The sequence below is a fragment of the Streptomyces sp. NPDC003943 genome (genome assembly GCF_053605265.1).
Genome location: NZ_JBSGIW010000008.1, coordinates 1 through 11,864, shown reverse-complemented (window position 1 = coordinate 11,864; position 11,864 = coordinate 1). Strand labels below are relative to the sequence as shown.

Annotated in this window: 9 protein-coding genes; 3 read left to right on the top strand and 6 right to left on the bottom strand. The window is 75.1% G+C overall.

What is annotated here, in order from left to right; all coding sequences use genetic code 11:
- Nucleotides 1-10 precede the first annotated feature (10 nt).
- Nucleotides 11-667 carry a hypothetical protein gene (locus tag ACWEV0_RS05220; RefSeq protein ID WP_453146623.1) on the top strand — a complete coding sequence of 219 codons (657 nt, stop codon included), beginning with the start codon at nucleotides 11-13 and terminating at the stop codon, nucleotides 665-667.
- 44 nt (nucleotides 668-711) lie between these two features.
- Here the strand turns inward: ACWEV0_RS05220 and ACWEV0_RS05215 are convergent, their stop codons facing one another.
- Nucleotides 712-2,313, bottom strand: a complete 1,602-nt coding sequence (locus ACWEV0_RS05215; RefSeq protein ID WP_453146622.1) for a cell division protein PerM — start codon at nucleotides 2,311-2,313, stop codon at nucleotides 712-714.
- A 111-nt stretch (nucleotides 2,314-2,424) separates the two neighbouring features.
- On the opposite strand from ACWEV0_RS05215, the gene ACWEV0_RS05210 reads away from it, so the two are divergent.
- A complete protein-coding gene (locus ACWEV0_RS05210; protein ID WP_453146620.1) occupies nucleotides 2,425-4,056 on the top strand; it encodes a helix-turn-helix domain-containing protein in 1,632 nt (543 codons plus the stop codon).
- Nucleotides 4,057-4,216: 160 nt separating this feature from the next.
- On the opposite strand, the gene sucD is transcribed toward ACWEV0_RS05210, so the two are convergent.
- From sucD to ACWEV0_RS05185, 5 genes are all read right to left on the bottom strand, one after another.
- Nucleotides 4,217-5,101 carry a succinate--CoA ligase subunit alpha gene (gene sucD / locus ACWEV0_RS05205; protein WP_384677300.1) on the bottom strand — a complete coding sequence of 295 codons (885 nt, stop codon included), beginning with the start codon at nucleotides 5,099-5,101 and terminating at the stop codon, nucleotides 4,217-4,219.
- 20 nt (nucleotides 5,102-5,121) lie between these two features.
- Nucleotides 5,122-6,300 (bottom strand): ADP-forming succinate--CoA ligase subunit beta, encoded by a 1,179-nt coding sequence (gene sucC, locus ACWEV0_RS05200; RefSeq protein WP_453146617.1) that lies wholly within the window; start codon nucleotides 6,298-6,300, stop codon nucleotides 5,122-5,124.
- Between the two features lie 425 nt (nucleotides 6,301-6,725).
- Complete coding sequence (locus tag ACWEV0_RS05195; RefSeq protein ID WP_453146615.1) at nucleotides 6,726-7,880, bottom strand: VWA domain-containing protein; 1,155 nt, start codon at nucleotides 7,878-7,880, stop codon at nucleotides 6,726-6,728.
- Nucleotides 7,877-10,183, bottom strand: a complete 2,307-nt coding sequence (locus tag ACWEV0_RS05190) for a DUF5682 family protein (protein WP_453146613.1) — start codon at nucleotides 10,181-10,183, stop codon at nucleotides 7,877-7,879. Before ACWEV0_RS05190 ends, ACWEV0_RS05195 begins: the two co-directional genes overlap by 4 nt.
- Nucleotides 10,180-11,325 carry an ATP-binding protein gene (locus tag ACWEV0_RS05185; protein WP_453146611.1) on the bottom strand — a complete coding sequence of 382 codons (1,146 nt, stop codon included), beginning with the start codon at nucleotides 11,323-11,325 and terminating at the stop codon, nucleotides 10,180-10,182. The genes ACWEV0_RS05190 and ACWEV0_RS05185 overlap by 4 nt, the downstream gene beginning before the upstream one ends.
- Nucleotides 11,326-11,463: 138 nt before the next feature.
- Between ACWEV0_RS05185 and ACWEV0_RS05180 the strand changes: the two genes are divergently transcribed.
- Nucleotides 11,464-11,864: SWIM zinc finger family protein (locus ACWEV0_RS05180; RefSeq protein ID WP_453146609.1), on the top strand; the 401-nt coding region annotated here is incomplete at its 3' end.

The following is an 11,864-nucleotide window of genomic DNA, read 5'->3' as shown; positions in this document are numbered from 1 at the left end:
CGTCCAGCAGATGCCGGAGCGCCAGTCCACGAACGACAACAACCCGTTCGCACCGCCGCCGGAGGGGCAGCCGGACCAGCCGTGGCAGCCGCGGCACCCGGAAGGTTCGGACGACAGCGCGTCCGGCCCCGGTTGGAGCGCCAGCCAGCCCGGCCGCTCCTCGGACGGCTTCGGCCGCCGCCCCGACCAGCCCACTGGCGGCGGCCAGGGCGGCGGTCAGGGCGGCCCGGACGGCGGCCAGGGCCCCGGCCTGCGCTGGGACCCCACGGACCCGGCCCAGCGCCGCGCCCGCTACGCCGTCCTCTCGGGCATGTGGGCCTTCTTCTTCTCCTTCTTCGTCCAGGAACTGGCCCTCCTCCTCGGCGCCCTCGGCGCCTACTGGGCCATCAGCGCCCTCCGCACCAAGGCCAAGCCCCCGGAGGGCCCGCAGTCCCCGGCCGCGCTCGTCGCCGCGGCGACGGCCGCCCGCTCCAAGCAGACCGCCGCGATCGCCGGCCTCGTCACCGCCTCGGTCGCCCTGATGATCGTCGCGAGCGGCTTCGCCGTGCACCTCGCCTACCGCGACTTCTACGAGTGCCGGGCGGACGCCCTGACCAAGCAGAGCCAGCTGGCGTGCAACGACCTGCTGCCGAAGCCGCTGCAGGACACGTTCGGGGTGCGGGAGTAGCAGCCGGTCCGGCCGCCGGGGCGGCTCGGGCGTCGTCCGGGCGGTCAGCCCCGGGCCGGAGCCTCCGGGGCAGAGGGGCCCGGGGAGTCCGGGGAGTCCGGGGGCTCCAGCACGGGAGGCTGGTCCAGCGGCTCCGCGACGGGAATCGGCGCGAGGAGCGGCGCGGGGTCGGGCCCGGGTTCCGGCGGCGGCGCCGAGCCGACGGGCGGCGTGACCGGCAGGCCCGCCGGGGGTTCCCAGGACGCCGGGAGGAAGCCGTACGACTCGTCGCCCCCGTCGTCGTCCAGGGCGTCGAGGGCGTCGAGCCGGGCCAACGCGCCGGCGGTGTCGGGAGCCGCGTCCGCGGGGTCCTCGGGCCGCGCGGCCACCGGCGGCGGTACGGGCACGGGCGCGACCTCCGGTACGGGCTCGGCCGCCCGGGCGGCCCTGCGCAGCGCGCGCCGTCCCCAGCCTCGTACCGCGAAGGCCGTCGGCGTGCCGAGAGCCAGGAACCAGAGCGCCGCCGCCCCGCCCGTCTGCCACCACACCGGGCCGAACGCGGCGAGGCGCCCCGGGCCGAGCGGCCCGCCGGCCGCGGCGGCGAGGGCGGCGACGGCGGCACCGCAGTCGCAGGCCGCGGCGAGGACGGTCACGGCCGTCTCGCGGACCGTCCAGGCGCGGGCGGCGCGGCCCACGCGGCGCCCGAGGACGAGGGCGGCGAGGGCCGGCACGGCTCCGGCCGCCCAGTGCGGCCAGCCGCCGGGGCCCGGCCCCGGCAACGCGGCGAGCAGCGGGAAGTCGGGGCGGGCGGGGACTCCCGTGAAGCCGAGCGGGGTGACGAGGGCGCCCGTACCGAGGGCGAAACCGGGGCCGAGCCCGTACGCCACGCCCCACACCACGGCGTTCGGCAGCAGCGCGAGCACGAGCAGCGTGACGGCGATCCGCCCCGACCACTCCCCCGCGAGCCCGTTGAACGACGCCTGCGCCGCGCCGACGTGCCACAGCAGCGACGCCCCGACGAGCACCGCCCCGGCGCCGAGCAGCGCGGTCAGCGCGGTCCCGGTGGCGCGCAGAGCGACGGCGAACCGTTCCCGCTCCGGCAGCGGCCGGCCGCGCGCCGTCCAGGCGCCGGCGGCGGCCGCGGCCAGCACCGTGGCCGGCGTCCAGGCGCCCGCCGTGACCAGGTCCGCGGGGAACGCGCCGGCCTCCGTGTAGACCACCACCCCGGCCGCGACCAGCAGGTATCCCCCGGCGACCGCCGCCACGGCCCCGGCCGGCGACGGCACCGGCCGCCCGTCGCCCGGGTCGAGGGTGTCCCGGACCGCCCGGTGCGCGAGCCACAACGGCAGGACGCCGAGCAGCAGCGGCGTGACGCCGAGGGGGACGGGAACGCCGGAGACGGTGTCCAGGCGCAGCAGGTCGGCCCCATGGGCGAGGAGCCACAGACCGGCGGCGGTGTGCAGCGCGCCGCCGGGCCCGCCGTCCGGGTACGGCGAGGCGATCCAGGCGCCTGTCACGAGCACGGCGAGCGCGCCGAGGCCGAGCCCGGCCGCGATGCCGCCGCGCACGAAAGCCGTGGCCAGGGCGGCCGACCGGCGGCCCTGGACCGGGGCGTCGGGCGCCGGCGAAGGGCGCTGCTCGGCGGTCAGGTGCGTCACGGGGGCCATGCTGCCAGCGACACGCGGTTTGCCCGCGTAACGGGCGAATGGCCGTTGTGTCGCTCAAGATACGTTTATGTACTTTTCCGCCCAGAGCTGCGCCGCGGGAGGTCGACCTCGATGAGTCCGACGAGTCCGTCCGTCGCGCTGCCCTCCCCCAAGGAGCGGCGCCGGCTGCGTGAGGCGATCCCGCTGAGCGAGGAGCAGGTCGCCGAGGCGCTGGGCGTCACCCGCGCCACCGTCCGGGCCTGGGAGACCGGCCGCAGCGCCCCGCGGGGGCGCAAGCGCGAGGCGTACGCGAGGCTGCTCGGCGTGTACGAGGAGCCCACCGCGCCCCGTACCGAGAAACCGGCCCGCCCCGCCCCCGCCGCCACCCGCCCCCGGCCGGCCGCCAAGGGCGCCGACCGCCCGCCGAAGGCCCCGACGGCGCAGCTGACGAAGGGCGCGCAAGGCGTGGAGGGAACGCAGGGGGCGCAGCAGCCTTGGGAGCCCGGTCCTGCCCGGGCCGTCTCGAATGCGCCGGAGCGTGCCGAGGCGCACGGCGAGGGGATGCAGTCCATGGAGCCGTGGGCGGCTGGAGAATCGACCGCCACGGAGGTGGCGGCGCCTTGTGAGGCAGCCGCCGCGGAGCCTGGCGCGTCGGCACCGACAGGGCCCGTCGGACCGGCCATCACGGCGACGGGGCCGTCCGCACCGACACAGCCCCGCGAGCCGGCCGCCACGGAGCCCGACGCCTCCGCGTCGACCGACCCCTGCCGGCCGACCGCCACGGAATCGGAGACATCCGCGCCGGCAGGGCCCGGCGAGCCCGCCGCCGCCAGGCCGGAGGCGACCGCACCACGGGCGACCCGGCGGGCCAGGCGTGGCGCCAGGTCCGCGAGGTCCGCCAGGTCCGGCGGCCCCGGGGCCGCGGAGGTGGAGGTTCCGACGGTCGAGGAGCCGGTCGCGGGCGGGCTCACGCCCGAGGACGCCTTCGACGCGCTCTACGCGTACGCCGCTCCCGGGCTCGTCCACCAGACGTATCTGCTCACCGGGCGCCGCCGGCTCTCCCGGGAGTCCGTCGAGCACGCCTTCCACCATGCCTGGCAGCACTGGCCCGAGGTCGCGCGCGACCGTGATCCGGTGGGCTGGGTGCGGGCGGCGGCGTACGAGTACGCGCTGTCGCCCTGGCACCGCTTCCGGCGCCGCCACCGGCACCCGGACGCGCCGCCGACCGAGGCGTCGCGGCGCGCGCTCCTCGGGGCGCTCCTGGACCTGCCGGCCCCGTACCGCCGTACCGTCCTGCTGTACGACGGGCTCGGCCTCGACCTGCCGGAGACGGCGGCCGAGACCGAGGCGAGCACACCGGCGACCGGGAACCGGCTGCTGCACGCCCGTACGGTCATCGCGCAGCGGGTGCCCGAACTCGCCGAACCCGAGGCGCTGCAGCAGCGCCTGGGCGCGCTCGTCGCGGAGGCTCCGACGGCCACGCTGCCCGAGGCCCGGGCGGTGCGGGCGGGCAGCGAGCGGCGGTCTCGGCTGCTGACCCGGGCGGTGCTCGGGGTGACGGCGGCGCTGATCGCCGCCACGGCCTTCACCGTGGTCACCGCGCCGACCCGCTACATCCCGGTCAACGCGCCCGGCGAGGTCGTCGAGGGCGTCCCGGTCCGCGGCGGCCCGCAGAAGCTGCGCCCGGAGGACAAGGTGCTCCGGCAGCTGCTGCGCACGGCCCCGAACCCGGGCCCGGAACGCCTGGTTCCCAAGGTCGAATGAGCGATGTGACCAGCGGCGCGCCGTGCTGAGCTGCGGCCGAGCTGCATGCTGAGCTGCGTGTGTACGCGAGTGGGCCCCGCCCTCCCCCGGTTTCCCGGGAGGGGGCGGGGCCCACTCGCTGACGCCCGTCGGGCTGCTGTGCGAAAGACAGCCCGTCGGTTCAGCCCGCGAGGATCGCGCGCGCCAGCTTGGCGGTCTCGGTCGGGGTCTTGCCGACCTTGACACCGGCGGCCTCGAGGGCCTCCTTCTTCGCCTGGGCGGTGCCGGAGGAGCCGGAGACGATGGCGCCGGCGTGGCCCATGGTCTTGCCCTCGGGGGCGGTGAAGCCCGCGACGTAGCCGACGACCGGCTTGGTGACGTTGGCCTTGATGAAGTCGGCCGCACGCTCCTCGGCGTCGCCGCCGATCTCGCCGATCATGACGATCAGGTCGGTGTCCGGGTCGGCCTCGAAGGCCGCCAGGGCGTCGATGTGCGTGGTGCCGATGACCGGGTCGCCACCGATGCCGACGGCGGAGGAGAAGCCGAGGTCACGGAGCTCGTACATCATCTGGTACGTCAGCGTGCCGGACTTCGAGACCAGGCCGATGCGGCCCGGCTTGGTGATGTCGCCCGGGATGATGCCGGCGTTCGACTGGCCCGGGGTGATGAGACCGGGGCAGTTCGGGCCGATGAGACGGGTCTTGTTGCCCTTCTCCACGGCGTACGCGTAGAACGCGGCGGAGTCGTGGACCGCGATGCCCTCGGTGATGACGACGGCCAGCGGGATCTCGGCGTCGATCGCCTCGACCACGGCGGCCTTGGCGAAGGCCGGCGGGACGAAGAGGACGGAGACGTTGGCGCCCGTCTTCTCCATCGCCTCTGCGACGGTGCCGAAGACCGGGATCTCGGTGCCGTCGAAGTCGACGGACGTGCCGGCCTTGCGCGGGTTCACGCCGCCGACGATGTTCGTGCCGTCACCCAGCATGAGCTTGGTGTGCTTCATGCCCGTGGCACCGGTCATGCCCTGGACGATGACCTTGCTGTCCTTGTTGAGGAAGATAGCCATGGCTGTTTAGTCCTCGTCCCTTACTTCGCAGCCGCGAGCTCGGCGGCCTTGTCGGCCGCGCCGTCCATGGTGTCCACGCGCTGAACGAGCGGGTGGTTGGCGTCGGACAGGATCTTGCGACCCAGCTCCGCGTTGTTGCCGTCGAGTCGCACGACCAGCGGCTTGGTGACCTCTTCGCCCTTCGAGGCGAGGAGCTCGAGGGCCTGGACGATGCCGTTGGCGACCTCGTCACAGGCGGTGATGCCACCGAAGACGTTGACGAACACGGACTTGACGTCCTTGTCGCCGAGGATGATCTCCAGGCCGTTCGCCATGACCTCGGCGGAGGCGCCGCCGCCGATGTCGAGGAAGTTGGCGGGCTTCACGCCGCCGTGGTTCTCACCGGCGTACGCGACGACGTCCAGGGTCGACATGACCAGGCCGGCGCCGTTGCCGATGATGCCGACCTCGCCCTCCAGCTTGACGTAGTTGAGGCCCTTGGCCTTGGCGGCAGCCTCGAGCGGGTTGGCTGCGGCCTTGTCCTCGAGCGCCTCGTGCTCGGGCTGGCGGAAGTCGGCGTTGGCGTCCAGGGAGACCTTGCCGTCGAGCGCGATGACGTCACCGGAGGCGACCTTCGCGAGCGGGTTGACCTCGACGAGGAGCGCGTCCTCGGCGACGAAGGTCTTCCAGAGGGTCACGAGGACCTCGGCGACCTGCTCGGCGACCTCGGCCGGGAACTGCGCCTGGGCGACGATCTCGCGGGCCTTCTCGATGTCGACACCGTTGTTGGCGTCGACCGGCACCTTCGCGAGCTTCTCGGGGGTCGTGGCGGCGACCTCCTCGATGTCCATGCCACCGGCGACGGAGGCCATGGCGAGGAAGGTGCGGTTGGTGCGGTCGAGGAGGTACGAGACGTAGTACTCCTCGAGGATCTCCGGAGCGGTCTCCGCGATCATCACCTTGTGGACCGTGTGGCCCTTGATGTCCATGCCCAGGATGTCCGTCGCGCGGGCGACGGCCTCGTCCGGGGTGGCGGCGAGCTTGACGCCGCCGGCCTTGCCGCGGCCGCCGACCTTCACCTGCGCCTTGACGACCGACTTGCCGCCAAGCCGCTCGGTGGCCTCGCGCGCCGCCTCAGGCGTGTCGATGACTTCACCGGCCAGCACCGGTACACCGTGCTTGGCGAAGAGGTCCCTCGCCTGGTACTCGAACAGGTCCACGCGCGTCCCTTTTCTAGATGATCGCGGTTCGTTGTCTGCGTGGGCGTGCCGCGAAGGGCAACGTGACTGCGCTGTCACTAGGGAGGCGTACACGGTGTCCGTGGACGCGGCATGTCCGTCTCGCAGGTTATCCCCGTGGGACCTGGGTCCCTAAATCGCAGATCACAACCTGGCGGTGATACGGGTCACAGATCGTAGGGGCGAGGGGGCGTTCCGTAGGGTCGGGCGCGATGGACCCTCGCGCTCTCGCGGCAGGCTGGGCGCGGGCGTTGCCCGCCTCACGGCGCGCCGGGCGTCCGGGTGAGGGCCGATCGGGGCCGTGTGTGATATGGGCCTCAGTGACAGCCCACACGTCCGTCCGGGTGGCGCTCCGGCGACGGATTCCGCACGGTCGCGGGTGCGGATTCCGTACCCCTTCCGCACGGTCACACCTCGGGTATCGGCAGCGGGCGCTTCTCCAGGGCCGCGGCCATGACCTCCGGGAAGAGGTCGGGGGTGCAGGCGAAGGCAGGGGCGCCGAGCGCGGCGAGGGCGGCGGCGTGCTCCCGGTCGTAGGCGGGCGCGCCCTCGTCGGAGAGCGCGAGCAGCGCCACGAACTGCACGCCGGACGCCTTCATCGCGGCGACCCGCTTCAGCATCTCGTCGCGGATGCCGCCCTCGTAGAGGTCGCTGATCAGGACGACGACGGTGTCGGCGGGGCGGCTGATCTTCGACTGGCAGTAGGCGAGCGCCCGGTTGATGTCCGTGCCGCCGCCGAGCTGGGTGCCGAAGAGGACGTCGACGGGGTCGTCGAGCTGGTCGGTGAGGTCGACGACGGCGGTGTCGAAGACGACCAGGCGGGTGGCGATCGACCGCATGGAGGCGAGGACCGCGCCGAAGACGGAGGCGTAGACGACGGAGGCGGCCATGGAGCCGGACTGGTCGATGCAGAGCACGACCTCCTTCTTCACCGCCTGGGAGGCCCTCCCGTAACCGATCAGTCGCTCGGGGACGACCGTGCCGTGCTCGGGCAGGTAGTTCTTGAGGTTGGCGCGGATGGTCCGGTCCCAGTCGATGTCCCGGTGGCGCGGCCGGCTGATCCGGGCCGAGCGGTCGAGCGCGCCGGTGAGCGTGGCCCGGGTGCGGCTCGCGAGCCGCCGCTCCAGGTCGTCGACGACCTTGCGCACGACGGCCCGCGCGGTCTCCTTGGTCGTCTCGGGCATGGCCTTGTTGAGGGACAGCAGGGTGCCGACGAGATGCACGTCCGCCTCGACGGCCTGGAGCATCTCGGGCTCCAGGAGCAGCGTGGCGAGACCGAGCCGGTCGATCGCGTCGCGCTGCATCACCTGCACGACGCTGCTCGGGAAGTACGTGCGGATGTCGCCGAGCCAGCGCGCGACGGACGGCGCGGAGCCGCCGAGCCCGGCCGAACGCTCCGTGCCGCGCGACCCCTCGCGCGCCCCCTTGTCGTACAGCGCGGTGAGGGCGCCGTCCATCGCGGCGTCGGCCCCGGTCAGCGCGCGGCCGGTCCCCTCGGCCGCGCCGCCGCCCAGGACCAGGCGCCAGCGGCGCAGCCGCTCGTCGTCCGTGATCGCGGTCATGGTCGGACCTCCGTTCCGAGAATCAGCCTGAGCAGGGGCAGGACGCCGCCGGCGCGCTCCTCGTCGAGCGCGGTGCCGAAGCCGGGTGTCGCCGCGGCGGCCGGTCCCGCGGTCCCGCCGCGCGCGGGCCCCCGCGCCACCAGCTCCCCGAGCGTGCGGCGCACCCCGGGTTCGTACGCGCCGAACGTGCGGCGCAGCAGCGGCAGTACGCCGGTGAACGCGTCCGCCGGTACGGCGCTCAGCCACGCGTCGACGAGGCCGAGCAGCCGCTCGTCGTGCACCAGCAGCAGTCCGCCGCCGGAGCCGCCGCCGACGAACCCCTCGATCCACGCGGCGGCGTCGGCGGGCGCCGTGCCGGGCGACAGCGCGAGCCCCATCAGCCGCGCCGCCTCGTCGTCTTCGAGCCGCCCGTCGTCGAGCAGCAGCCGCACGGCCCGCCCCCGCAGCACCCCGGGGACCCGGTCCCGCCCGGCGAGGCGGCGCAGGACAGCGGCCCAGCGCTCGACGAGTTCCCCGGCGTCCGGCAGCAGGGCGATCGCCGTGTGGACGCCGTCGAGGCGGCCGCGCATCTCGGTGGCGGCGTCGGCGTCGAGGCCGGCGCAGGCGGGCGGGAGGCCGACGCAGACCCGTTCGGCGAGGCCGGCGGCGACCTCGCCGAGCGCGGTGGTGTCGGTGGCCCGTACGTCCCCGTAGCGCAGCGAGCGGGCGAGGGCGGGCAGGGCCTGGGCGAGGTGGGCGACGTCGGCGTCGAGCGCGGCCCGGTCGGCGATCGCGCGCAGTACGGCGGGCAGGGCGTCGGTGAGCCCGGCGAGCAGGCACTGCTCGGCGAGCGTGGTGACGGCGGCGAGGTCGCCCGCCGCCACGGCCTGCGACTCTGCCTTCGCGGTGGCGGCGGCCTCGACCGTGGTGCCCCAGACGCCGGCCTCGGCGACCTGCACATGGAGTTCGGGCTGCCAGTACAGCCGCCAGCTCTCCCGGAAGGTGCCGGTCGACGCGCGGCCGGGAACCGGGGCTCCCCAGTCGACGCCGAGCAGCCGGAGCCGGTGCAGCAGCCGGCTGCGGGCCGCGTCGTTCTCCCTGCGCAGGTCGAGGTCGAGCTCGCGCTCGTGCGCCTCCGGCTTGAGCCGCAGCGAGCGCTGGAGCCGTTCCAGGTCGCGCTGGAGCGGGACGGCGGGCGCCGCGTCCGGGACGGTGCCGAGCACGTCGCCGACGACGAGCCGGTCGCGGACCAGGGCGAGCGGCACGTCGGAGCCGTCGCCCATGACGGCCCGCACCGCGTCGGTGGTCTCGCCGAGCCCGGGCAGCGGTCGGCCGCGCAGTCCGGCGAGCGCGTCGGCGAGGCGTACGGCCTCGATGACGTGCGCGGAGGAGACCGGCACGTCCTCGTCCCTGAGCAGCCCGGCGACCTTCGTCATCCAGCGCACGACCGGCCGGTCGGGGGCGGTGAACAGGTGCGCGTACCAGCCGGGTGCGTCGATGCCGGCCCCGTAACCGGAGCGCCGGGCCAGCCGGCGGTGTGTCCACGGCACCCAGGTGAGCGAGGTCTTCACCTTGGGCAGTCCCTTGAGCAGGGCGCGGTCGGCGGCGAGGGTGGTGCGGCGGCGCAGTGCGGGGACGTGCCAGGCGCCGCAGACGACGGCCACGTCGTCACCGAACTCCTTGCGGGCCGCGCGGAGCTGGATCCGCATGTACGCCTCGCGGACCAGGTCGCGGGCGTGGCCCCCGTGCCCGTACGCCTCGCGCAGCGCGCCCATCGCCTCGGCGAGCGCCTCGAACGGGGCGAACGGATCGGCCGGGCCGCGCAGCTCGACGACGTCCTCCCACCAGCGCTCGGCGTCCTCGTACCCGGCGGCCGTGGCCAGCTCCGCGACCGGATCGACGCGCGGCCCCGCCGTGTCGCTCTCGGTGGCGGCGAGGGTGTGCGCGGCCGGCAGGTCGATGAAGCGGACCTCCGCGCCGTGCGCGAGCGCCCAGCGGATCGCCACCCACTCCGGCGAGAACTCGGCCATCGGCCAGAACACGGCCCGGCCGGGATCCTCCACCGCGTGCGCGAGCAGCGCGACGGGCGGCCGCATCCCCTCCTCCGCCGCCAGCGCCACCAGCCCGTCCCCCTCCGGCGGCCCTTCCACGAGCACCACCTTGGGCCGCCCGGCCTCGAGCGCGGCGAGCACGGCCCGGGCCGACCCGGGCCCGTGATGCCGGACACCGAGGACGAGAGGGCCGTCGGCCGCCGGGCCGCCGGCGACCGGCCCGGCCGTGGCCGGGCCGGGCCCGGCCGCGCCCGCGGCGGGCGGGCGGGTCACGCGCTCACCTCGCGGCAGGCGCGGTAGAAGTCCTTCCAGCCGTCTCTCTCGCGCACCACCGTCTCCAGGTACTCCTGCCAGATCACCCGGTCGGCGGCCGGGTCGCGGACCACCGCGCCGAGCAGCCCGGCGGCGACGTCGCCGGCCCGCAGCACGCCGTCGCCGAAGTGCGCGGCGAGTGCGAGCCCGCCCGTCACGACGGAGATGGCCTCGGCCGTCGACAGCGTCCCGGAGGGCGACTTGAGCTTCGTCCGGCCGTCCGTCGTCACCCCGTCGCGCAGCTCGCGGAAGACGGTGACGACCCGGCGGATCTCCTCGACGCCCTCCGGCACGGCCGGCAGGTCGAGCGAGCGGCCGATCTGGTCGACGCGCCGCGCGACGATGTCGACCTCGGCGTCGGGAGTCGCGGGCAGCGGCAGGACGACCGTGTTGAAGCGGCGGCGCAGGGCGCTGGAGAGGTCGTTGACGCCGCGGTCGCGGTCGTTGGCGGTGGCGACGAGGTTGAAGCCGCCGACGGCCTGGACCTCCTCGCCCAGCTCGGGGATGGGCAGGGTCTTCTCGGACAGGATCGTGATGAGGGTGTCCTGCACGTCCGCGGGGATGCGGGTCAGCTCCTCGACCCGGGCGGTCATGCCCTGCGCCATGGCCCGCATGACGGGGCTGGGCACGAGGGCGTCGCGGCTGGGGCCGTGGGCGAGCAGCTGCGCGTAGTTCCAGCCGTAGCGGATGGCCTCCTCGGGCGTGCCCGCGGTGCCCTGGACGAGCAGGGTGGAGTCGCCGCTGACGGCCGCGGCCAGGTGCTCGGACACCCAGGTCTTGGCGGTGCCGGGCACGCCGAGCAGGAGCAGGGCGCGGTCGGTGGCGAGCGTGGTGACGGCGACCTCGACGATCCGGCGCGGTCCGACGTACTTCGGTGTGATCACCGTGCCGTCGGGCAGCGTGCCGCCGAGGAGGTAGGTGGCGACGGCCCACGGCGAGAGTCGCCAGCGGGCGGGTCGGGGCCGGTCGTCGGCGGCGGCGAGCGCGGCGAGTTCGTGGGCGAAGGCGTCCTCGGCGTGCGGCCGCAGGGCCGCGGCGGCGTCCGCCGTGGCATCCGCTGCGGCGTCCGCCGTGGCTTCCGTGGAGTTTTCGGGCAGGGTCATGGGTCCCCCTCCAGATCGTTCGACCTGCTGTGCGATCCACGGTGCACCACGCCACTGACAATCGGCCCCGGCCGGTGGAAACCGCAGGTGGGAGGCGTGCCGGGGCGATTGTCAGTGGCGGCCCGTACGGTCGTTCGCATGACTGAGCAGGGGGTGCGCTGGACGTCGGATCAGGTGCTGGCACTGGCTCCTGACGACGCGTCGCGCAGAGCGGGAAGCAAGCTGGGCACGCCCGGACCGTGGACGGGGACGGGCACGGGGCCGGGGGCTGGGACTGGAGCTGGAGCCGGGGCTGTCTGGGGCCTGTGCAAGGGCAGCGGCAGGACGCCGTACCGGACGGTCGTGGACGTCACGGGTCCGGCGTACAGATGCAGTTGTCCGAGCCGGAAGTTCCCGTGCAAGCACGCGCTGGGGCTGCTGCTGCTCTGGGCCGCGGGAGAGGTCGAGGCCGCCACCGAGGTGCCCGACTGGGCGGCGGAGTGGCTGGCGTCCCGGCAGGCGCGGGCGACCGCCGCCGCGGACGGGGCCGCCACGGGCCC